General features: G+C 42.4%; 18 protein-coding genes. 4 read left to right on the top strand and 14 right to left on the bottom strand.

The genetic code is table 11. The features are described from left to right. Nucleotides 1-40: 40 nt before the first annotated feature. Genes H8744_RS12020 through H8744_RS12010 form a run of 3 tightly spaced genes read right to left on the bottom strand, consistent with a single transcriptional unit; the run spans nt 41 to nt 7,033 of the window. Nucleotides 41-2,320 (bottom strand): glycoside hydrolase family 97 protein, encoded by a 2,280-nt coding sequence (locus H8744_RS12020; protein ID WP_262435059.1) that lies wholly within the window; start codon nt 2,318-2,320, stop codon nt 41-43. Between the two features lie 21 nt (nt 2,321-2,341). After that, nucleotides 2,342-3,910 carry a RagB/SusD family nutrient uptake outer membrane protein gene (locus H8744_RS12015; RefSeq protein WP_262435058.1) on the bottom strand — a complete coding sequence of 523 codons (1,569 nt, stop codon included), beginning with the start codon at nt 3,908-3,910 and terminating at the stop codon, nt 2,342-2,344. Between the two features lie 24 nt (nt 3,911-3,934). Then, complete coding sequence (locus tag H8744_RS12010) at nt 3,935-7,033, bottom strand: SusC/RagA family TonB-linked outer membrane protein (protein ID WP_262435057.1); 3,099 nt, start codon at nt 7,031-7,033, stop codon at nt 3,935-3,937. 333 nt (nt 7,034-7,366) lie between these two features. On the opposite strand from H8744_RS12010, the gene H8744_RS12005 reads away from it, so the two are divergent. Continuing rightward, on the top strand, nt 7,367-8,314 hold the full coding sequence (locus H8744_RS12005) for an AraC family transcriptional regulator (protein ID WP_262435056.1): 948 nt from the start codon (nt 7,367-7,369) through the stop codon (nt 8,312-8,314). Between the two features lie 138 nt (nt 8,315-8,452). Here the strand turns inward: H8744_RS12005 and H8744_RS12000 are convergent, their stop codons facing one another. The 6 genes from H8744_RS12000 to H8744_RS11975 are packed head-to-tail and all read right to left on the bottom strand — an operon-like array spanning nt 8,453 to nt 13,955. After that, nucleotides 8,453-9,169, bottom strand: a complete 717-nt coding sequence (locus tag H8744_RS12000; protein WP_262435055.1) for an HAD family hydrolase — start codon at nt 9,167-9,169, stop codon at nt 8,453-8,455. Continuing rightward, nucleotides 9,166-10,158, bottom strand: a complete 993-nt coding sequence (locus H8744_RS11995) for a lysylphosphatidylglycerol synthase transmembrane domain-containing protein (RefSeq protein ID WP_262435054.1) — start codon at nt 10,156-10,158, stop codon at nt 9,166-9,168. Before H8744_RS11995 ends, H8744_RS12000 begins: the two co-directional genes overlap by 4 nt. Continuing rightward, complete coding sequence (locus H8744_RS11990) at nt 10,139-11,074, bottom strand: CDP-alcohol phosphatidyltransferase family protein (RefSeq protein WP_262435053.1); 936 nt, start codon at nt 11,072-11,074, stop codon at nt 10,139-10,141. The genes H8744_RS11995 and H8744_RS11990 overlap by 20 nt, the downstream gene beginning before the upstream one ends. Then, nucleotides 11,071-11,937, bottom strand: a complete 867-nt coding sequence (locus H8744_RS11985; RefSeq protein WP_262435052.1) for a hypothetical protein — start codon at nt 11,935-11,937, stop codon at nt 11,071-11,073. The genes H8744_RS11990 and H8744_RS11985 overlap by 4 nt, the downstream gene beginning before the upstream one ends. Next, nucleotides 11,938-12,654 carry a nucleotidyltransferase family protein gene (locus H8744_RS11980; RefSeq protein WP_262435051.1) on the bottom strand — a complete coding sequence of 239 codons (717 nt, stop codon included), beginning with the start codon at nt 12,652-12,654 and terminating at the stop codon, nt 11,938-11,940. Between the two features lie 11 nt (nt 12,655-12,665). After that, a complete protein-coding gene (locus H8744_RS11975) occupies nt 12,666-13,955 on the bottom strand; it encodes an inositol-3-phosphate synthase (protein WP_262435050.1) in 1,290 nt (429 codons plus the stop codon). A 354-nt stretch (nt 13,956-14,309) separates the two neighbouring features. Between H8744_RS11975 and aspT the strand changes: the two genes are divergently transcribed. Together aspT and aspD are read left to right on the top strand one after the other, a co-directional pair. Next, a complete protein-coding gene (gene aspT / locus H8744_RS11970; protein ID WP_262435049.1) occupies nt 14,310-16,004 on the top strand; it encodes an aspartate-alanine antiporter in 1,695 nt (564 codons plus the stop codon). 218 nt (nt 16,005-16,222) lie between these two features. Continuing rightward, complete coding sequence (gene aspD / locus H8744_RS11965; protein WP_262435048.1) at nt 16,223-17,863, top strand: aspartate 4-decarboxylase; 1,641 nt, start codon at nt 16,223-16,225, stop codon at nt 17,861-17,863. A gap of 70 nt (nt 17,864-17,933) precedes the next feature. On the opposite strand, the gene H8744_RS11960 is transcribed toward aspD, so the two are convergent. Then, the gene (locus H8744_RS11960; RefSeq protein ID WP_262435047.1) at nt 17,934-18,137 is read right to left on the bottom strand and encodes a T9SS type A sorting domain-containing protein; all 204 of its coding nucleotides are present in this window, start codon (nt 18,135-18,137) and stop codon (nt 17,934-17,936) included. A gap of 100 nt (nt 18,138-18,237) precedes the next feature. Here H8744_RS11960 and H8744_RS11955 point away from each other — a divergent pair, with 100 nt between their 5' ends. Next, nucleotides 18,238-19,299 carry an IS5-like element IS1169 family transposase gene (locus tag H8744_RS11955; protein WP_008777670.1) on the top strand — a complete coding sequence of 354 codons (1,062 nt, stop codon included), beginning with the start codon at nt 18,238-18,240 and terminating at the stop codon, nt 19,297-19,299. A 410-nt stretch (nt 19,300-19,709) separates the two neighbouring features. On the opposite strand, the gene H8744_RS11950 is transcribed toward H8744_RS11955, so the two are convergent. The 4 genes from H8744_RS11950 to H8744_RS11935 all read right to left on the bottom strand — a co-directional run bounded on the left by H8744_RS11950 (nt 19,710) and on the right by H8744_RS11935 (nt 24,604). Continuing rightward, nucleotides 19,710-20,240, bottom strand: coding sequence for a hypothetical protein (locus H8744_RS11950; RefSeq protein WP_262435046.1), 531 nt, complete (start codon nt 20,238-20,240; stop codon nt 19,710-19,712). Nucleotides 20,241-20,369: 129 nt separating this feature from the next. Then, nucleotides 20,370-21,662 (bottom strand): sensor histidine kinase, encoded by a 1,293-nt coding sequence (locus H8744_RS11945; protein ID WP_262435045.1) that lies wholly within the window; start codon nt 21,660-21,662, stop codon nt 20,370-20,372. Nucleotides 21,663-21,677: 15 nt separating this feature from the next. Next, nucleotides 21,678-23,030: a sigma-54-dependent transcriptional regulator gene (locus H8744_RS11940; protein ID WP_262435044.1), complete on the bottom strand. Its 1,353-nt coding sequence runs from the start codon at nt 23,028-23,030 to the stop codon at nt 21,678-21,680. Between the two features lie 98 nt (nt 23,031-23,128). Beyond that, nucleotides 23,129-24,604, bottom strand: a complete 1,476-nt coding sequence (locus tag H8744_RS11935) for a TolC family protein (protein WP_262435043.1) — start codon at nt 24,602-24,604, stop codon at nt 23,129-23,131. Nucleotides 24,605-24,606 lie beyond the last annotated feature (2 nt).

Here is a 24,606-nt window from a genome sequence, read left to right as displayed (position 1 = left end):
AATTACCTTTCACTTTTCCTACAGGAGCGTATAACTTCTTCTACAAATGGATAAAAGTAGTAGACTTTTGAGTAGTTTCTGTTTTCACAGAAACTACATAAAATCCTTTATTCATATTTGCAAGATCAATTTGCTCCGAAAAAGAAGCATTGCCAAAATTCTTTGTAAGCATCAATTGACCCGAAATGTCATTGATCCGTACGGATTCAATAACCTTATCCGATTCAATATGAAGTGTATCAGATGCTTTATCGACATACACCAACAACGGTTTCTGCCCGGTTGCTTCAGTTATTCCGGATGATCCCGTATTTTTCAGACGAATAGCAAAACCTCCTCCTTTGGCCATGTCAATGGTTAGTTTAGTGGTATTGGTCACATTTTGTGTTTCACAAACATATTCCTTAGGCTGTTCACCGGAATTGGAAGCATCTTTGAAGATCGTAGCCTGATAAGTTGTACCCGGGTCAAGAAAACTGAAATCGACTTCCGTAGCCCTCGGAGACCAATTCGTCATTCCTCCTACGTACCAATCTTTCCCTTTTTGTTTAGCTATCACAATGTATTCACCCAGTTTGGCATCCAATGGAACCGTACGATCCCAAACGGAAGGAACATCTGATAAAAAACTAAGTATATCCGGGAACTTGTTGTATTCGGTCGGTGAATCACATAAATATCCCACCCACTGGTCATAAATCATATACATGGATAACTCGTGAGCGCGTGTCCCCATACTCATAGGAGGTGTATTATCCTTATCAATAGGTTTGAATGCTTCTTTTGTCACATTCCTCATTGAACCCGGAGTATAATCCTCGGCACCGGCTAATGAACGGATAAATGGAAATAGGGTATGATGTTCGGGAGTCAAAGTGCTTTCCCAAAAGTTACATTCGGCACCGCGTACAGCTTCAAAATTCAGGATATTCGGATAAGTGCGGTTGATGCCTGTTGGTACCGGGCACCCATGAAACAAGGCAACCATTTGGTTCTCAGCCAAGCGTTGAGCAAAATCCCATCCCCAACGCATAGCGATCTGATCGTTACGCTCAAAGAAGTCAATTTTCGCTCCGGCAACACCGTAGTTCTTCATTTTCTTAATCCAGTCCTCGGGATTTTCACGGACACAACTAGCCCAGGTCCATACCAATATCTTTACATTCTTTTGTTTGGCATAAAGGCATAACGTCTTAATATAAGTTTCAGACCATCCGGCATCCAATGTCATATATTCAATGCCATGTTCCGAAGCCCAATCCACATAATACTTATATAGCTGGAATGAAAGATTCGTATTTCCGTTCGGAAAGTCTACACCTTCAAGTACTGCTTTGTGCCACCATTCCCATGCGCTCTTACCCGGTTGTATCCAGGAAGTATCACTCAGTCGGCAAGGATCTGCCAACATGTATACCAGTTCATTATTCAATAAAGATTTGTCGTCTTCAGAAACAATCATTACACGCCAAGGGAAAGTACGACTTCCTTCAGTCTTTGCAATATAATTTTCTCTCGAAATGACCAAATGGTTGGAATACCAATAATTTGAATTGGAAGGATCGGAATCCATCACCTCTTTGGGGTATTGAGCCCATTTTCCACGCATGGAGTTATCACCATTGGACTCCATATAAAGTCCCGGATAATCATAAGTATTTGCTTCGGTCACCACCACTTTATAAGACGTACCCGGATAGGAATACAATACCGGAGAGACGGAAAAACGTCCACCGGGAATCTCTGTCGGAGCATCGTACTGCTTATAAAGCCGTTCAAAATTCCGGTATCCCTGATGGATCTGGTATGTCTTCCCCGATTGATCTTTCTCTGTTGCATAATTGCTATCACATTCCGGGAAGTAAACTTTTGGGGTAGAGGTGAAATTGAAGACAGCATCTTCCGTATTGATAATGATTTCTCCTCCCAAACGAGTTACAAAACGATAGGCTAGTCCCTCATCATAAGCTCTGACTACGAGATCGTAATCCTCATTAAACGTAAGTATAAGTTCATTATAAGCCTCTCTCAACGTCTTATTCTTACCGATCAGAACGTCAATCGTCTGATCTACACTGTTTCTTTGAACGGACTTAACTGTTCCATTACCTACTATCCTACCATCGGCAAGGTTCAATCCGATGGAAGAAGGTGAAATTAGTTGCTTATCACCACTCCATACTTCATACTTCGTACCCTTATCGACCTGCAATTTTATTTTCAGTTTACCATCGGGAGAGATGGCTTCATAATCTTCGGCATGTACGTTGAAAGCGCACAAGCAAAAGACAGCTACCGACAAAATAGATTTTCGATTCATATAATATATGTAATTTAGTTATTATTTATATCCGGGATTCTGGTCTTCTTCAGGAATATCAGAATTATTCTTTATTTCAGTATCAGGTATCGGAAAACGCATGTGGAAATCCTTGATGGTTCCCGATTGTTTAGCCCAAGGGTTGCGTTCTTTGATCAATTCGACAAATTTACCGGTACGGATCAAATCCATTCGCCTCCATCCTTCAAAGCAAAGTTCACGGATACGTTCGTCCAGAATCTGTACACGGAATTCTTCCTGACTATAGTTCCAAGCATATTGATTAGGCAAGGTACCTCCCCATGCACGTGTACGCACCTGATTGACTATCGTATTGGCCTGTCCTGTTTCCCCCAATTCATTAAGGCATTCAGCATAACATAGCAATACATCGGCATAACGCAGGAAAATAAAGTTCTTACCGGAATACCACATATTGGCGAGCGAACCATTGAACTGGTCGGTACGTTCATCCTCATATTTCTTGATATGCGGATCAAGCTCGTCTGCTCCCCATGAAACTTCCGTAAGAGTAACACCTAAATAAGTAAAATCATAACGGATGCTTTCATCTTTACGCAAGTCACCATCTTCCCAAATGCCACCTTCGGCTTTTGTCTTGTATGCATATGCAGTAGGTAGAGCAACATCATAACCGGTAAAGTAACAACCATTACCAAAGTTGGCATCCACCGTTCGTGACCCCATATCAAACTGCCAGTGATTCATATTGACAAGGTTATTATAATCTAATTCGAAGATAGATTCAGGTGTATTGAATTCTAAGTTCTCATCAAAAAGTTTTGCGAAATCAGGTTCCAATGAGTAACGATCCATCATCTCCTCAAAACTCTTCCTGGCCAAATCGAAATCCCTGTAACCACTTTCTACGGGAGCGGACATATAAGCTTTGCCCAACATTGCCCAAGCCGCTCCTGAAGTGGCACGCATCTGCCCGGTTGTTCCATATTCATTTTTCAATGTTTTAGCTGCAAATGTAAAATCATCGATAATCTGTCCCCAAACTTCATTTAACGGGTGACGGGCGGAATCTATCATTTTGGCAATATCTATGACAGGTATTTCTCCCCAGTACATGGTCAGTTCCATCATTACCAATGCACGGATGAAGCAAGATTCTGCTCGTAATTGTTGTATCCGGGCTTTTACATCATCGTTTTCTGCCTTTTTATCTAATGCATCCAATGCATCAATGGCAGTTGCTGCGGCAATGACCATAGGCCACCTTTTCGACCACATTTTATCAACTTGTGTAGACATCGGATTTAACTGACCATTATAAAGATCCAATCCTGCCTGACCGGCATCATCCATCTGAACAATACCTTGTTTGCTTTCATCCAATCCTAATAACGAGAAAGTCAATCCTTCACGTCCGGATTTGGAATCGCGAAACGCAGAATACAACCCATCGACAGTAGGACCTATATTCTCCAAAGTAAGAGCCTCTTCTTTTGTTATGGCAGATTTAGGTTCTTGATCTAAAAAATCGGAACAGGAAGTCATTCCCATGGCGCCTGTCAATAAACAGGCTATTGCTAACTTATGTATTTTAATTACGTTTTTCATAATTAACTGAATTGAAATTACTATTTAAAATGAAATATTTAATCCAAGCACAAACATTCTTGTAGGAGGATACCAGTCACCCGTTTCCGGATCATATCCCTTATAAGGAGTCCAGCAGAAAAGATTAGAGGCCGTGGTATACACTCTCAAACTTCCAAGTTTCATCTTTTCCACCATACGGCTCGGGAAGGTATAAGCCAAACTTAAAGAAGACAAACGCAAATATGAAGCATCTTGTACTGCAAAGTCCATCTGACCGGCAGAGAATGCATTATAAGCATTCGTCTCTCCGTCCTGCGGATCATTGTAGATAGGACGAGGGAATCGGGCATTCGGATTCTCCGGGCTCCAACGATCCACTAAATCGACCGAGGCTATGCTCTTACCGGTACTTGAGATCAAGGACTCGTAATACGGACTCAGTTTCTTCGCTCCATAAGAATAATTAAACACTGCATTCAGTGTAATACCTTTGTATGTGAAATCTGTAGAAAAACCACCATAGAACTTCGGATCTGTCGAACCTATGACAACCATATCATATTGATTCACTTCACCATCACCAGTTACATCCTCGGGATAAAGATCACCCGGATTGACTGTACGCGGGAAATTAATCTCTTTCAAGCGATCCATATCATAAACTTGTGCAATTCCCCCTGTACGCCAACAGTAAATATTATTACGAGATTCTCCAATAAAAAGGTTTCCCTCTTTCCCCACATTTCGATCATCGTCGATATTGTAAATAGCTTTAGTGTCGACAAACAGCTGCGTAACTTCATTTCTGTCAGCAGAAATATTGGCGGACAAATTCCACTGGAAATCCTTATTCTGAATCAGTTTGGCATTCATCGAAAATTCGACTCCTTTATTATTGATAGCACCGATGTTATCGTAAGCCGTACTAAATCCGGAAGTCAACGGTAGCGAACGCACCATAAGCAAGTTCTTGTTTTTAATAAGGAAACCGTCAATAGAAGCTGTTATTCGTCCATTCAGGAACCCCATATCCAATCCGACATTTATTTGTCTTTGAGACTCCCAGGTAATATCTTCCGTACCTCTTCGTCCACGGGGTTTATAAGAAGCCTTTCCATCCTCCAATCCAACATCGTACAGGGTATAGAATGAATAGTCATCAATAGCTTGATTACCTACCATACCGTAACCTACTCGTAATTTCAACTGACTAAAAATATTTTGTTCCTTCATGAAATCTTCTTGAGTTACATTCCAAGCAGCCGAGAAGGAAGGGAATGCCCCCCAACGGTTTCCTTTGGCAAATTTTGAAGAACCATCAAAACGTGCAGTCGCAGTCAACAGATATTTATCGGCATAATTATAATTTGCACGAAGTACATATGACATTAAAGTAGAAGTTGTAAAGTCTGATCCAATGGAACGTTCTGCTGTCTTATAATTCATACCAATATTATAGTAATTATATCTATCGGCACCATATCCTTTACCGGTTGCATAAGTATAGTCGCGGTCTATCCGGGAGGTACTCGTACTAAACAACGCATTAATTTTGTGATTGCCGAACGCTTTATCATAAGAGATTGAATTATCCCACTGCCACATCATACGATAATCACGGGTATGTTCAGCTTGTCCGTCTTGAGAATAACGGATGGATTCCTGAATATCTTTCGGTGTATATTTGAAACGATCTTCCTGCAAATAATCAAAAGAGAAAGTAGTACGGATATTTAAGCCCTTAATCGGATTGATGTTCAGAAAATTTGCAGAGGAAATACGGTTACGACGACGGTTATTATCGATCTTTAGAGTCCGTAACGGGTTGAAATAATTCTGATCGTACTTTCCCCCATAATTCAACGTATAAATATCTTCACTGATCGGTAACATGGGATTGGCTCCACGCGCTTTATCATAGACACCATCATCAGAAAATATCTCGGACTCGGTACGAACAAACGAAGTATTGGTACCTACCTTCAACCAAGATTTAACCAAATAATCCGCATTGATACGCCCGTTGTATTTACGGTCGCTCAGTTTTTCCACCATGCCTTTTTTATCAGCAAATCCCAAGCTTAAATAATAAGATCCCTTATCAGATGCTCCACTAAAGCTCAAGGCATGATTTTGTTCGAATCCGGTGCGGGTCACTTCATCCAGCCAATTGTAATTATCATTATTAACATATGCATCCAATTCGTATTGGGCAAACACATATCCACCGGATCCGTCATTTTGCTGGTAAGGTGTCATCACCCGATTGTTCAGAAACTGATTTCTTTCCGCGTCCGTAGCATTCGGATAACGGGCGTCGAATGAATTCATGGCAGCATCTTTTCTAAGTTCAAACAGTTGCTTTGTATCCATTGTCTCAGGAAGTTTAGCATTGGTTTGGAAACCGACCCAACCATCATAAGTCACACTTCCTTTGCCGACCTTACCCTTTTTAGTAGTAATCAAGATCACACCGTTCGATGCACGCGAACCGTACAAAGCCGTAGCAGAAGCATCTTTCAATACCTCGATGGAAGCCACATCATTCAAGTTGACAGAATTGAAGCCGCCTCCCCAATTATCCATTACCAGACCATCGACTACATAGATAGGATCTGTTGTCGAATTAATAGTGTTCACACCACGAATCCTGATACTCGCATCATCACCCGGCTTAGCCGCATTGGAGACAAACACACCGGCAACACGTCCTTGCAAGGCTTCGTTAATATTAGTAACCGGCTTCTCTTCAAGCACTTTTGCACTAACACTTGTCACAGCACCTGTCAAATCACTTTTCTTTAAAGAAGTACCTACAACAATCACTTCTTCTATATCCTGCGCACTTGACTGTAATGAAACATTTAACACAGCTTGATTCTTAACCGGTATTTCTTTCGTGGCATATCCCAAGTAACTGAAAACCAACACTGCATCGGATGGTACGGATATTGAATACTTTCCATCAATGTCTGTTATTGTGCCCTGTGAGGTACCCTTAACTGATACGCTTGCTCCAATTAACACCTCGGCTTCCGGATAACCCGTAACCGTACCTTTCACTATTTTATTTTGCGCCATCATCAATGTACAGCAAAACATGAATAAGAAAGAAAAATAAATTCGTCTGTTTCTTTTCATAATATAATAAGATAAATTAATTAAATAAATTCTACTTTTTAAGCACAACACTTCCCTTGACAGCCCGGTATACGGGTTGCCATAAAAGCAAATTCAGTATAAAAACAATTATTTACCGCTATTCAAGCCTGACAAGTAACGCTTTGTTTTTCTTAAAAATGAGGACATGTTTTTCTTTGTTTTCCATAATACATAAACTATTTATTGATAAGGGCAAAGTTAGAGGATGCGTGAATAAAAAAGATGTATTTTTATTTTGAAAACATGTATAATATTACTATAATTGTCCGGGGAATACATGTAGCAACTACAAATATCATTAAAAATACTGATATGGAAACAATAGCTGATGGTTTTAAAGGAGAAAAGTCGATCGTCACACCTTATAATATTAGGGAACTACAATCGAAAAATAAGATTACAAGACAATTGTATGTAACTCATATTGGCTATTATCCTAAAGCCAAGCATCATTACAGGCAACGTACAGAAGGTACAAATGAAAACATATTAATATATTGTGAAAAAGGAAACGGATGGATTGAATACAATGGAGAGACACATCATCTATCAAGTAATCAAGTCTTTATCATCCCACAAAACAGCCCGCACACGTATGGTGCCAATCAGCAGGATCCGTGGAGCATTTACTGGCTTCATTTCAAGGGAGAGAATGTACCCATGTTTGAATCTATCTTGGGGAAAAAGCTTGCCATAAAAGATTCCGCAGATAGTAGGCTTCAAGATCGGTTCATGCTCTTTGAAGATATGTTTCGCAATCTCGAGATGGGATATAACATCGAAAACCTCGAATACATAAGCTTTTGTTTGATGTATTTTCTCGCTTCCATCAAATACATTTTCCAATACAGAAAAATCAAAAATGTAAAAGTCGATGATCCGATACAAAAAAGCATCCTGTTTATGAAGGACAATCTGGAGGCTAAAATTACGCTGGAAGACATTGCAAATGCTGTTGGATATTCGTCTTCACACCTGATCACTTTGTTCACCCAAAGAACATCTTATCCACCGATGGCTTATTATAATCAGTTGCGTATACAAAAAGCATGTTCTTATCTGCAATTCTCAGACTTGAAAATAAAAGAAATATCATTCCGGCTTGGTTTCTTCGATCCTTTCCACTTCTCCAAGACATTTCTTAAAGAAATGAATAAACTCCCAAGGAATACAGAAAGAAATATCAGGAAAAGCCGCAAGAGGATTAGCAGTCACTTTAATATTGATTTCATATGTATAGAGTTAGTGCCTATGAATTGACAGGGTTTTGCCAATTCATAGGCACTAATTTAGTATTATTGATAGAACTACCTTAAAAAAGTAAATCAATAGAAGCTGAAGACAAACTACTTTTGAAGATATATTTGAAAAACCCTAAAAAGAGTATGAATAGAGACATTAACTGTCCAAAAGTTGAAGTAATTCCTCTAAAGAAGTAATGCAGTTGACCTCTTCGGAAAGGTCGCCAATCGAAGGACAACCTTTTATCACTTGGCATCCTAATGATAATGCAGGTAAAATATCATTCTTCATAGAATCCCCTATTACGATCACTTCTTCAGGTATGAAACCGGCACGTTCGATAGCCAGTTTCCATAAAGTTGCATCCGGCTTACGGACACCCTCCAAAGTTGAATCGGTAAAAGAGGAAAAATAGGTTGCTATCCCCAAATCCGTTGCAACCTTCTTCAGATTGCCATAATAATTGGAAACCAAGAGCAATGTATACCGTTGAGACAGTGCCTTTAATGTCTTCTGCGAACGGATGACATAAGCTGACGAATAATCTGTCACCAAACGGGCAGCCTCTTCAGGAATACATTCCTTATTATCCTTCGTATCCGGCAAGATACCCCGATCTAACAAGTTATCAAATTGCAAACGAGTCTTAAACATCTGGGTTTCCAACAATGAATGAGTGGGTTTCACCAATTGAAGACGTTCCATCATCTGCTCGGCAAAGACATAAGAATCTCTGAAGTTTTCCACCGTAAGCGGCAAATTCAACTTGGTAGTGTAAAGCTGCAAATAAATCTGCATCCAATGCATAAACGGTGAATCAAGTGTTCCACCGAAATCGAAAGCCAATGCTTTTACTTTTTCCTTATTTATCATTTCTTCTTATTTCCAATTTTCATTAATAAAAGACCGATCACGATCCAAAACAACTCACGCACCCGGGTTATCAAGGCAGTGTAAACACCAAAGGCACCCGATAGAGACAAACCTCCGACAGCCAGAGCAAATCCTCCCTCACGTCCACCCAACTGCATGGGCAGAAAGAACAAAAGGTTGGCCATCAACGAAGAGAAAGCCAAAATCAAGAAGCAACTTATGAAACTTACGTTAGTTGTCAATATATTCAAAATAAGCCACACCTCTAAGCAACTAACGATCCTCGCCAGATACTCCATGAACAACGAGCCATAAAATGTACTTTTCCGTTGCTGATGGAACAAAGCAATCTGCTTGTCGATATTTTCCAGCTTTTCCTTATTCTTCTCCGAGAAACGGATGGCGTATTTCTTTAAAAAAGGAATATGACTTCCCACTTTTACACAAGCTATGGCCATCCCATGCTTATATCCCTTTGCGAGCAACGTACCCAGAAACAGGCAAAAGACTGTGATTAATCCCAAAACAATGCCCATCTCCCAATTTACATGATAAAAACAGGCATATACCACTACCGCACTCATCCAAAAGAGGAAATGGGAAAATATATGCATCATGACATAAAGAACTACCGATGATGTGGCACGTTCCACACCCACATAGGGAGTGACCTCCATTACACGATAAGGTTCTCCTCCCATCAATCCGACCGGAGTCACGTAGTTCATGGCAAAACCCGACACCGTAAATTTGAATAACTTTGCGAAGGTCAACGAAGATATGCTTCCTCCACTACGAATAATTATATACCAAGAAGCCGTATTGATAAGATAAATAAATACCCAAAGCAGCAATACCAAAGGAAGATAAATTCCGGCACGTCTTAAGTTGGCGAGCAATTCCTCATAAGATATATCAAACGTAAACAGCATCACGACAACTGCCACGATACCAAACACAAGAAATATATTACGCAACCGACTGTTCATCCTTTTTCTTATTTACGAGCTTGTACAATTTATTACTCCATACTTCATGTTTGTATACCATATAGATCAACAACCCATTCAATACAGTCAACTCGAATACGAAATATATCCAGGGACGATTGACCAAAAGAGAAATGAACAACACAATGACCCGCGTATTGAATGATAATATATTCGTGTATTTCATCAATGGAAGACTACCGATCCGGAACTCATCTCCGATCTCCTTCGGAATGGTTTCACCGTATTGTTGTTTCAACAGGGAGAAAAAACGTTGAAATGCAGGTGACAGGGATTCCTGCGAATGTGTATAATTGACATAAAACCATAAATACAATTTTCTGAAGCCCTCCTTCTTCCAAGATAATGATTTGAAAATCGCTCTTTGCTGCACCGAGTTATCAAGCTCGCTCCCTGACTTGCCTTTCAAAAAGAAAAGATGGATATTTCGGTAATAATCCGCCATAGCCGCCTGTTTACTATGGCAAGCTCCTGCCGCAGCAGCCAGAATCCATATCCAGTAAGACCACTCCGGAGTCAAACGCAAGCAGAGCGCCACATAGATGGAAATAAACCAGATGTCTCCCGAGAGTCCGTCCAAAATCCGACCTAATTCAGATTTCTGCCCCGTCATACGAGCCAACTGTCCATCGGCACTATCGTACATATTCGCCCAAACGAGCAAACACATTCCGATTATATTTAATAAAAGATCATTATAATAAAATAAAATTCCCGCTGCTACACCTAAAAAGATAGAGGCAATCGTTATCGCATTGGGGGTAACTCCTAACTTACGAAAAAAAAGCGCCCATTGGTAACCTACGGGACGATAGAACAGCAAATCGATCCACTCTTCCGTATCTGCTGATTTCAAAGAGGCTTCCAAGCCTGTATTCTTTTGTTCACTGGTCATAGATCTACACTTTTAGTTTTTTGCAGAATGGCCTGCCCTATTGCTTTTGCAGCTTCTTTACGGCAAGGAGCGAAACTGGGCCAATCATTGAAGTCAATAATCCGGATACTCCCGTCGGAAGAAACGATACAATCGCCTCCATAAATATCAACATTCAATACTCTTGCGGCATCATTACAGATGCAACGCAACCCTTCTTCCGAAAAAGGAATTCCCGAAGGTGCCCCGTTTATTTCTTCCAGTCCGAATTTACTATGGTTTCCTTCATGAGGATAAAACCAAAAGAAGAAGTCAGTGCCGTACACTCCATAAAACTTGATCAAGTCTCCGGGAAGGTGTTTATTTATCACTACACGCTCTATCCCCCGCAAGGCATATTCCGCCATTACTTCCCGCAGTTCACAGTAAGTTCTCACATAGGTTACGTCTTCTTTGTGAATAGCATGAAAATCGGCACGTTTCACCCAGCAAGGCTCGAATTCCGATTCAATAAGACTGGCAGGCAATGCTTCCATTACACTCCAAACGAGACTTTGGGGATGAGGAATCTGATTCTTTATCAGCAAGGAGGTCATTTGTTCCCGCGTACAGTTTTCAATGCCGAAAGCCGAGTTAACCGCCACGACTCCTTGTTTCTCCATCTTTTGCAAATTGCGTACGGCAGCCTTGCTACGCATCATTGTAAAAATGAACCTTTCATTGAAAGGATGTGTAAGAAACTCCTGTTCGGTATACATGTTTACCTCATGACCGTTTTCTTCAAGATATTGACCAACGGCAGAGAATATGGAAGCGTCATTGCCGACATGATTGGGAGAGAAAAGGGAATATCGCTGTATTCCCGCAAATGTATACGATTTCATTTAAATATTCAGTTCTTTTAAAAAGCATTCGGCCTTCTCGACATCCGCTGCATGATCGATATCGATTACTTTCGAGAAGGGGTGTGCCTGTACCTGTAATCCACTATCAACCAGATATTGCTGGAATCCGCGCATACGGGAGATTCCTTTCCTCATGGCATCCGGCAATAAAGAAAGTGCATTTTGGTTCATGCAATAGATTCCCCCGGAAATATAACGGGCTCCCGGATAAGATTCACTTGCATATCCTGTGATCCGGAGGTCATCGGGATCAGTCCGTACATACAGCGGACGTTCATCGTCAATATAATCGGTCACAGCCATCAATGCGTCATCTTTATCGTCCGCCTGAAAAGTTGCAATATAATTCGCAAACTCGGCTTCGCGGAAAATAGGGTCGACCGTTGTCAAACAAAATTTCCCATCGCCCGCCTTTAGATAAGGAGCCAATTCGTAAAAACTATGGAATGAATCGGGAGTGGATTTTACAACAACCTGAAGAGGAACAGGCAACTGTTGTTGTTCAAGATATTCACGGACTTCAGACATTTCTTCATTAATAATAATGCAGACCGAGTCTGCATTATTATTAAGAAAAATGCGAAGCAAACGCCCGAGCAAAGGTTCTCCGCCTACCTTAACCAAAGGTTTGGGAACTTGTATTCCGTCCGATATCAGACGTGAGCCTTGCCCGGCTGCAATCAGTGCATACTTCATTCTTTAAAAGATCAATCCAGATAACTCGGTGATTTTTCACCGATCATATTACGTAATGTTTCTTTTACCATTCTCCATTGAGTGAACAGATCGTGAACCGGCTGATGTTCGAAATCATGCATCGGGCTCTTGCAGAAGAATGACAACCAAGTCTGAATGCCACTCATTCCGGCACGTATGGCCAAATCACTGAACAGCACAAGGTCGAGTGCGATAGGGGCTGCCAAAATAGAGTCGCGGCAGAGGAAGTTTACTTTTATTTCCATCGGATAGCCCATCCATCCGAAGATGTCGATGTTATCCCATGCTTCTTTATTGTCCTTACGGGGAGGATAATAGTTGATGCGTACCTTATGGTATACGTCACCATACAGATCGGGGAATTTATCCGGTTCAAAGATATTGTCGATCACAGACAGTTTGCTGACCTCTTTTGTCTTGAAGTTTTCAGGCTGGTCGAGTACTTCACCGTCACGGTTACCCAGAATGTTGGTTGAGAACCAACCGCTGACACCCAGCATACGGGTCTTGAACATCGGGGCCAATACGGTTTTCATCAAAGTCTGACCGCTCTTGAAGTCTTTACCGGAAATAGGCACATTCATCTTTTTAGAGAATTCCCACATGGCCGGAGTGTCCACGCACAAGTTAGGAGCCCCCATGATGAACGGAGCGCCTTCTGCAATAGCAGCATATGCATAACACATACTCGGTGACACGACTTCCGTATTGTTCTCCTTCATAGCTTTCTCCAAAGCAGCCTGAGACATGTGTTCGTCTGCCAGAGGAACATAAATCTCCGTACTTGCAGCCCACAACACTACAATACGGTCGCAATTATTAGCAGCCTTGAAGTTGCGGATATCTTCACGCAACTGCTCTACCATGTCCCAACGGGTAGCTGCATTCTTAATATGTGTGCCGTTCAGGCGTTTTGCGAAATTATGATCAAAAGCGGCAGGCATCGGTTTGATGGCCTCCAGTTCGTCTTTTACTAAATTCAGGTCTTTTTCCTTTAAAACTTCAGCATACATGGCAGCTTCATAAGCATTGTCCGGAAAAATGTCCCAACCGCCGAAAACGATGTCGTTCAAGTCTGCCAATGGCACCACGTCTTTGATACGTTTTTCTTCATTGTTTTCCATACGCATAGTGGCCAATTGCGTAATAGAACCTATTGGTTTGGCCAATCCTTTGCGAGAAGCCAATGTTCCTGTAATCATCGTGGTAGCAACCGCACCACCAACACCTACTACCAGAACACCAAGGCGTCCTGATGCCGGTTTAATTTCCTGTTCCATTTCTGTTGTTTTAGATTATTTAAAATTGCCTACAAAGTTAGGTTGTACTTTATACCCAAAGAAGTTCTAATAGTCGGATTAATTGTTCTATTTAAGATATTGCCCTCCTAACAAAGTATAAACAACCTTCATTTGATTAAATGGTCTTTTTTTAAGTTTTAAATTAGAGTGTGCAAAGATACGAGTTTGCTTTTCGATAAAAAAGGTCTGTTCAGAGGAAGAAATGTCCCAAAAGACAAGAAACGATATGGAGGTTTAACATACCGAAACAGGCATTTAACAAAACACTTTCCTGTGAATGCTGTTCTATAAAGCATTAATGAACCCAATATATTAAATCTAAACAACTTAATTATGGAATGGATTATCAATCAACTCAGGGTACACCCCGAACTGGCCATCTTCCTGACTATATTCGCCGGTTTCTGGATCGGGCGGTTGAAGATAGGAAAGTTTTCCCTCGGAACAGTCACAAGTGTCCTTTTGGTCGGAGTGCTGGTGGGGCAACTCAATATCACAGTCGATGGGCCGATGAAAGCTGTCTTCTTCCTTCTTTTCCTTTTTGCAGTAGGTTATAAAGTCGGCCCTCAATTCTTTCGCGGACTGAAAAAGGACGGATTACCGCAAGTAGGCTTTGCCGTGCTGATGTGCATCGTCAGTCTTTTATCCGCTTGGGCATTGGCTAAAATCATGGGCTACAATGTGGGCGAAGCTGCCGGACTACTTGCCGGATCACAAACAATCTCCGCTGTGATCGGGGTAGCCGAAGACACTATCAACGGGCTAGGCATAACCGATGCACAAAAAGCATCGTACATCAATGCCATTCCCGTGGCTTATGCCGTGACCTATATCTTCGGTACGGCGGGTTCCGCTTGGATACTGGCATCCTTAGGCCCGAAACTCCTGGGAGGGTTGGATAAAGTAAAAGCCGATTGTAAAGAACTGGAAGCGAAAATGGGAAGTTCGGAAGCAGACGAACCGGGCTTCGCCCCTGCCCTGCGCCCTGTCGTCTTCCGTGCATATAAAATCAACAATGAATGGTTCGGAAAGGGGAAGCGGGTCACCGATCTTGAAAGCTACCTGAACGGACAAGGGAAACGCCTCTTTGTAGAACGGGTACGCCAACGGGGCATCGTAAAGGAGGTAAAGCCTAACCTTATATTAAAGGATAATGACGAAGTCGTACTGAGCGGACGCCGTGAATTCGTCATCGGTGAAGAAGACTGGATAGGCCCGGAAGTATTGGATGCCCAACTTCTCGACTTCCCTGCCGAGACATTGCCGGTGATGGTGACCCGGAAAACCTTCGCCGGAGAGACGATAGCCACCATTCGTAAACAAAAGTTCATGCACGGTGTAAGCATCCGTACCATCAAACGTGCAGGCATTAATGTTCCCGTGTTGGCACAAACGGTTGTCGATGCGGGTGATATGCTTGAAGTGACCGGCATGAAGCATGAAGTAGAAGCAGCCGCCAAACAAATGGGATACATCGACCGTCCAACGAATCAAACGGATATGATATTTGTAGGTCTCGGCATCGTCATCGGAGGATTGGTGGGCGCACTCTCCCTCCACCTGGGCGGCATCCCGATCAGCCTGTCCACCAGTGGCGGAGCTTTGATTGCCGGACTTGTCTTCGGGTGGCTGAGAAGCAAGCATCCCACCTTTGGAGGAATACCGGAACCGTCCTTATGGGTATTAAATAATGTAGGACTTAATATGTTCATCGCTGTTGTCGGTCTTGCAGCCGGCCCGAGTTTCGTCACAGGATTCAAAGAGGTAGGTGCCAGCCTGTTTCTTGTCGGTGCATTGGTTACGGCCATCCCTCTTATCAGCGGACTGCTGATGGGTAGATATCTGTTCAAGTTCCATCCGGCACTGACTCTAGGCTGTACGGCAGGAGCGCGGACGACAACTGCTGCATTAGGGGCAGTACAGGATGCGGTGGAGAGTGAGACTCCTGCATTGGGCTATACGGTAACGTATGCTGTAGGTAATACATTACTTATCATCTGGGGAGTGATCATCGTACTGATGATATAACGGGATAAGTAAGGATGTCGGTGGGACGCAATGTCAAACATGGGGGTGTTTAACAGTGAAACATGCCCATGTCTGACAGTGAAACATGGGGATGTAAAGCTGCGAAACATGGGGATGTAAAACATCACATCATCCGACCTTATGCCATGTTCCTCTCCGACAAGAGATAGGAAGAGTATAATGAAAACAATGTAAATGAAGCAATAAACCACTTAATTATGGAAAAGAAACCAACCGGTGCAGCTATAAGTAAAAGCTTTGCCAAGAAAATGGAGGCAATCAGCCCCTTTGAATTAAAAAACCGTCTGATCGACATGGCGGACGAGAGTGTGAAAAAAATGGCTCACACCATGCTGAACGCTGGGCGCGGTAATCCGAACTGGATAGCCACGGAACCGCGCGAAGCCTTTTTCCTGTTAGGGAAATTCGGCATTTCAGAATGTACACGTGTCATGTCGCTACCCGAAGGCATAGCGGGTATCCCTCAGAAATCCGGCATCGCTGCCCGTTTCGAAGCTTTCCTGAAAGAGAATGCCAAGGAACCCGGAGCAAAATTGCTGAAAGGCAGTTATAATTATATGCTGATGGAACATGCCGCTGATCCGGACACTTTAATCCATGAGTGGGCGGAATCCGTTATAGGCGACCAATATCCTGTGCCCGACCGTATCCTGCACTTTACCGAATTAATTGTCCGCGACTATCTGGCACAGGAATTGTTTGACAACCGACCTCCCAAGGGGGCATTCGACCTCTTTGCAACCGAAGGCGGTACGGCAGCCATGTGTTACGTATTCGATTCTTTACAGCAAAACTTCCTTTTGAATCATGGAGACAGCATAGCTTTGATGGTGCCGGTATTCACTCCGTATATCGAAATACCGGAATTACGCCGTTATCAGTTCGACGTAACCGAAATATCAGCCGACCAGATGACCAAAGACGGGCTGCATACCTGGCAATATAAAGATGAAGACATCGATAGATTGAAAGACCCGAAAATAAAAGCACTCTTCATCACCAACCCCAGCAACCCGCCCAGTTACGCATTGAGTCCAGAGACAACCGCGCGCATTGTCGACATCGTAAAGAATCACAATCCGAATCTGATGATCATCACGGACGATGTTTATGCCACATTCATTCCTCATTTCCGTTCGCTCACAGCAGAAATCCCGGACAATACATTGTGCGTATATTCCTTCTCCAAGTACTTCGGAGCTACCGGATGGAGGTTGGCAGTCGTCGCCCTGCACGAAAACAATCTCTATGACAAGATGATCGCCCGACTACCGGAAGAGAAAAAGGAGATATTGAACAAACGTTACTCAAGCCTCACCCTTCATCCCGAAAAGTTGAAATTCATCGACCGCATGGTTGCCGACAGCCGGCAGGTCGCACTGAACCATACGGCAGGATTGTCCCTGCCTCAACAGATGCAAATGAGCCTCTTCGCCACATTCTCCCTGCTCGACAAAGGTGATTACTACAAAACGAAGATGCAGAACATCATCCGGCGCCGTCTGAATGCATTGTGGGAAAACACAGGATTCTCCTTAGTGGAAGATCCGTTAAGAGCCGGCTATTATTCGGAAATAGACATGCTTGTATGGGCAAAGAAATTCTATGGGGACGAATTCGTAGCTTATCTGGAAAAAACGTACAATCCGCTCGACACGGTATTCCGCCTCGCCAACGACACATCGATGGTTCTTTTGAACGGTGGTGGTTTTGCCGGGCCGAAATGGAGTGTCCGCGTGTCCCTCGCCAACCTGAATGAAGCCGATTATGTAAAGATCGGCCAAAGCATCAAGAGGGTGCTGGAAGAATATGCGGCCGATTGGAAGAGCAAAAAATAAAAACCAAGAAGTGGAGAAGTGCCGATACGTTACTTTTGCTTACATGGCACTTCTCCACTCTCCGATTAGGTTAATGCTTTATGGTAACGATCCTGCGGATCACAGCATTGCTACCTACCACGACGTTCAGATAATACGTACCATCAGGCAGATTAGAAACATTCATACTGATCTCAGCAGAATCGGAAGTAGCGTCAGTGGCACGCACGATTCCATAATCATTATAAAGTAACAGCTTGACAGGCATCAAGTTTGCCTGCTGTCCTTCATTCAAATATCGAGTATATTAGAGGAGTTCTATAAATTAAAATATTGTAGTACAGTTGTTTATATGGTTCCAAGAGCGTAAATTTGCAGAAAATAAGAATTTTATAATGAACAAGTTATCCCGATACCGTAAGCTTCGTTATAATCAACTATTTGAGTCAGAGAATCGTGAATTGCGTTTGAATGAAATGGGCAATCCTCTTGAAGTGTTGTCTCAGTATGTTGATTTTGAGATCTTTCGTCCTACTCTTGAATCAGCCCTTTTTACCGGAGAGCGCAAAAGTAATGCCGGTCGTCCGCCGATAGACTGTGTGCTGATGTTCAAGGTCTTGTTTCTTCAGCGTTATTATGGTTTGAGTGACCATCAGATAGAGTATCAGATAGTTGACCGTACGAGTTTCCGCAAGTTTCTTGGTATTGAATGTGTTGACGATGTTCCTGACGAGAAGACGGTGTGGAAGTATCGCGAACTCCTGACAAATACAGGCGTTTATGACAAGCTTTTTTCGGAATTTCATAGTTTCATGGAAAGTAAGGGTCTGCAATTCAATGAGGGTCGCATCATTGATGCCAGTTTTGTTATTGCCCCTCGCCAACGTAACACCCGTGATGAAAATGAGCAGATAAAACAGGGAGCGGGTGATAAGTTGTGGAATGACAATCCCCACAAGAAGTGCCACAAGGATGTAGATGCCCGCTGGACAAAGAAGCGTGATGAGACTTTTTACGGCTACAAGCAGCATACTAAAGTTGAGAAACGCAATAAGATCATACTTTCTTATGATACCACGTCGGCAGAAGTGCATGATTCCAAAGGCTTTGAAGGACTGCTGGATGAAAAAGACGAAGGCAAGGACTTGTATTTGGACGCCGGTTATGTCGGACAAGAGGAGATTGTAAAACAGCATAAGATGAATCCGATAATTTGCGAAAAGGGCTACCGTAACCGTCCGCTTACCAAGGAGCAGAAATCAGACAATAGGAAAAAATCCAAGACACGTTGCCTTGTCGAGCATGTATTCGGGTTTGAGGAACAAACCATGCGTGGACTTGTGGTGCGTACAGTAGGGCTTATTCGTGCTAAAGCCAATGTAGCATTCACCAGTCTTGTGTATAACATCAGTCGTTACACGCAAATAATCAGGCTGAAACCTGAGTTGTTGGGGTGAATTATGCCTGCACATCCAATTTTTACAACAAACACAAGTTAATTATTGTAAAAATCGGGGGGGGGGGTAGAAAATATTCGCTAAATTTGCAAGACTAAAGCTCACAAATTGGGCAGTTAAAGAGTTCTGCTGTCTGATACAAGAGGATAAATTGAATTGATAGAACTCACCATTATTTATTCTCACCAAGGAATAGGAAGAATTACTACTACTCAAAGAACTATTATATTTCTGCAAAACTTTGCTTCTTTGAGTAACGGCAGTTTGAGTTTTAAACTTCACATGATTCAAAGTATCGACTCTTTCTAAAAAGATAGTCCTACCATCTTACAGCTTATAAGATGATTGTCTTTGTGCGAACACCGCCATATGTAAAGACAAAAAGAAGCATATCATATAAATCTGGTTCTTCATGGGATTACAATTTTTAATGATTCTATTTCCAAACAACAAGAAGATTCACCATACTCTGGTCTAAATTTATCTAAAGTTGAACCAACATCCTCTTTACCATAAAAGTAATACACAGAATTATCATAAGAGTTCCAATATCCAGTTATTAACACTGTTGTTCCATCTACCAAAAATGTGGATTGCCATGGTGAAGGGAATGGCAAATTCCGCATGAAAGAAAGGAAGCATCGATTTTCATGGACAAAAAACAAAGAAGAATCATAAGACCATGATCTTTCTCCATAATAATAATAAAGACAATTTCCTTTCTTTGTGATCTCCCCTTCATCTTCGCCTCTGTAAAGGGTAGTCACGTAATTCTCCACCCGTTTGCCTTCAGCCGGTTGTTCGAGTTCTGTAGTATAATTAATCTCAGACAACTTGACGAATTCCATAGTATAAACAGAGGAATTGTCATCATCGTCACTACAACTGCATAGTCCTGTCACCAACAGAAATACACATAATAAAAACTTAATCTTTTCCATAAGTACTAGTTTAAATGTTTCAATCCCGCAATATACAATTAAATATTAAGACAAACAATTAAACTATCGTTTTTTCTACCAATGAGACAGTTAACTGAATAAAGTTAGTTTTTTATCACTACAGAATAGTCAATTAAATAATATTCTAAATCTAGTCAAACCGTCTGCATAAGTACGAAGTGAAAAAGAACATCCGTGTCGCATCAGTACCTCACGGATAAATATCAGACCGATTCCCTGCCCATTCGGTTTAGTAGAAAAGAAAGGGCTGAAGAGTTTAGCTTCAGTCTCCTTTGTTATGCCCGGCCCATTATCTACCACTTCGATGCGAGCAGGTGAAGAGGTACGAATCGTTATTGTTCCCCCCGTACCAATACTTTCAGCAGCGTTCTTAATAATGTTGACCAATACTTGCTCAAATAGAGCAGAATCCAATAAAACTTCTTCAAGACTTTCATCAATCTCCATGGTAAGCGTTATGTCACGATCTTTACACATCCCTTCCATGAAACGTTTACAAGAGAAAACGAGGTCATTAAGACTTACCGGATACATGCTAGGTTCCGGTATCTTCACCACATCGGCAAAGCGGGTAATGAAACGACTCATCGAAAAGCAACGATCGGTACATACGCGCATCACTTCACAAATGTCTTCCATTCCTTCCGAATCGGAAAGTGCTTGTTCCACCGTATCCAATGTCGAAGTAATACCGGCTGTCGTGTTATTCACTTCATGGGCAATCATCCGTATTACCTTTTCATACGCCTTCTTTTCTGCCTTCATTACTTCGTCTGTCAAACTCTCGATAAGATAAAACGGATGATGGAAACCACGGTCGATGAACGACGAATGGGTACATTTGTAGATATTTGAGTCATTCAACCGGATAGTAACAGTTTCTCCCTTCGGCACTGTAGCCAATCCGATAGCTAAAGGAGAATCTATAGCCCCCAGTTTCTGACCATATGCTTCTTCAAAACGTATACCCAGCATCTTCACGGCCATCGGATTAAGTTCCGACACTACATCATCAAGTGTAGTGATTATCACTCCCATCGGGGAAGCTTTGATCAGCAAATCAAGAAAATGATTCTGCTCGCGTAACCGGAGTCGTTCATTTTTCAACTGTTCCATCATACGGTTGAAGACATTAACCATTCGATCTGCTTCATATTGACCGACAAGACTCAAACGGCTACTGAAATCCTGTTCCCTCAACAATTCCATTCCACTCGCTATCGTGTTCAATGGCTTTATGATCTTCCGATAAAACATAATAAGATAGACAAGCAGCAGAACAACCAAAATTTCGGCTGCATATAGCCATGATTGAACCACCCACCCTCCAAAGTAGAGCAATACTCCAGAAAGGGCAAGCAAAAACAAAGCAAGTATTATAAAATAACTTTTAAGACGCACAGCGATATTAATTCTTCACTCTTCTATGTTGTGTTTATCCAACCTGCGATACAACGCTGCACGGCTAATGCCCAGAGCTGTAGCAACCTGACTGAGATTCCCTTTATAGCGTTCCAAAGCCTGAAGAATGGTCTGACGTTCTATTTCATCAAGCGTCATACCGGTCAGTGAAGCATTGGAGGCTATGTGGTACGGTTCATCCGAACGAAGATATTGCATATCAAAATCAGAAGCATCGAGTACTGTTTTGCCACTGACAAGTATCGTTCGTTCCACCAGATTCTTCAACTCACGGATATTACCAGGGAAAGGTAAACGACTGAGGAATTGGAGGGCATCTGAAGAAAATTCAGAACGGGGCAATCTGTTTATTTCTGCCTGCTTGTCGGCAAAATGACGCGCCAAGAGTGGAATATCTTCTCTACGTTCACGCAAAGGAGGCAACTTTACCGTTATCAGATTGATGCGATAGAACAGATCTTCGCGAAAGGTGCGTTCGCTGACCATCTTTGGCAAGTCGGCATTCGTGGCAGAAACCACACGGATATCCGTTTTACGTGGCCGGCTGTCGCCCAATACTTCAAACGTCTGATCCTGTAAGACGCGAAGTAGCTTTACCTGACAGGACGGATCGAGGTCACCGATCTCATCCAAAAAGATCGTACCTTTATTTGCCATCTCGAAACGCCCGGTACGATCGGAAGTAGCATCAGTAAACGCTCCCTTTTTATGCCCGAACATTTCACTCTCGAAGAGGCTTTGGGAAATCCCCCCAAGATTGACCTTTACAAAAGGCTGTTTAGCACGCTGACTATTGATATGAATGGCTTCGGCAATCAACTCTTTACCTGTCCCACTCTCTCCGGTGATAAGTACGGAAGCATTGGTACGGGCGATACGGGCAACCGTATTCAGTACTTCCGTCAATGCCTGACTCTTACCGATGATATGTCTACGGTTCAATGTACTGCTTTGCTCCTCCGGAATTTCTGCCGGTGCCGATGTCAGGTCGATAGCCGTCTCGATGCGTTGCAGTAATGCAGCGTTATTCCAAGGTTTTGTTATAAAATCGAAGGCACCTGCTTGCATCCCCTGCACTGCCAGTTGAATACTCCCCCATGCCGTCATTAAGATGACTGGGACTTCAGGACGGAATATCTTTACTTGTTTGAGTAACGTCAACCCTTCTTCACCCGTGGTGGAAAGAGTGAAATTCATGTCCATCAGTATAAGGGCAGGAGCTACAGAGCGGACTATATCCACCGCCTCCCGAGGTCCGGAAACAGCTTCGGTCTGATACCCCGCACGCTTCAGCATGAAAGTAAGGGAAGAACGAACTGCGCTGTCATCATCGATGATTAATATCATAGGTATACTTGTTTAGGATGCAAAAATAACAATTATAACGGTGAACCAAAAGCCTTCATGCCTCATTCTTGAAAACTCTTTGCCGATTACTCTTAGTTCTAGCGGATTACATCTTCAAAATCTACTTCCAACTCTGCATTCCTCTCAAAGTCCCATAACGTCAAACTACGTATCTGATAATAATAGGACCAATAATTATATAATTCTGAAATATGTTTCTGTCGGGCTTCATCCTTAGAGTTTTGGGCATCATTCAAGTCAAGGGTATTGATCTTACCGATAAGGAATGTTTCGATACTGGTCTTATACCGCTGCTGTGCGATGATATCCGCTTCTTTGGCAATCCCGAGTTGCTGGGATTGATTATTGAAATGTTCTACCAACAAAAAGATGTCCTGGTTAAAATTCATTTGTTCCTGACGAATTTTAGAAAGTACGACATCACGGTTGCTCTTTGCCACACGTACTTTACCACGACGCTTTCCCCAATCAAGAATAGGAATCTTCACTCCCACCTTCACAATCTGATTGTCGAGCAAATGATTGTAAGCTGATGAAAACTCACGATCCTCGCCCGTATATCCTACACTGGCAAACAGATCCACACTTCGTAGATTCCCCCGGGCAATCGCCACATCGTAATCGGCTTCAAGCTGCCTGCGACGTATGTTTTGGGCAAAAGAATTCCTTTCCAATGCTTTATCCAATACTTTATTATATTCTATCTGAATATCCGGAACCGACTCAGGAAGAACCGGCTCAAGTTTTTCATTCTCACTCAGCCCCAAAAACGCACGAAGCTGGAACATCTTTGCATTTAAGTCGCTAATGGACTCAGTCACGGCAGCCTTTGCATTAAGGGAAGATAGCTTCAACTGCAATAGTTCATTTTCCGAAATCTGCCCCATCTCCCTTTTAGCTTGTGCCACTTTATACAAATGTTCCGCATTCAATTGGTTTTGCCGGGCAGTCCCCAAAACTTCTTTTGCCAACAACAACTGGAAAAAGTACGTGATGGTAGTTCTTGTCACATCTTCCGTTGCAGAAATGAACGATGCTTTAGCCTCTTCATAACGCACAGGTTCGATGCGTCGATTCCATTTCAAGTTGTTCACTCCAAAAATGGGCTGGGTCAGTTGGAGACTAACCGGCACGGACATGAAATGCTTTCCTCCGCCGGCACCTAACTGACGCAGATAATCCAAAGAAGAAGTAAGAGACAGTTTACCTCCGGTAAACCAAAGATTCTGATCAATGGAAAGTTCTCCCGACAGACCAAGCGTATTATTGCGAACGAATGAATACGAACCATCCGAATTCTGATATGAACTATACGATTTATTGTAATTAGGCAACGTACCGTTAAAATTCACTTCGGGCAACAAATCTGCACGAAAAGTGCGGTACTCCCAATAAGCAGTTTTCAATTCATTCAATGCCACGGCAGCATCTACCGATTGGGTACGAGCCAAAGCAATGGCCTCATTAAGTGTTATTTCACGTTCATTCTGTGCAGACAAAACAAGTGGACATGTAAAAGCCACTAAAACAAGCAATATACTCTTCTTTCTCATAA

Source organism: Jilunia laotingensis, from assembly GCF_014385165.1.
Lineage (GTDB): Bacteria > Bacteroidota > Bacteroidia > Bacteroidales > Bacteroidaceae > Bacteroides > Bacteroides laotingensis.
This window is presented reverse-complemented; position numbering and strand designations above follow the sequence as displayed.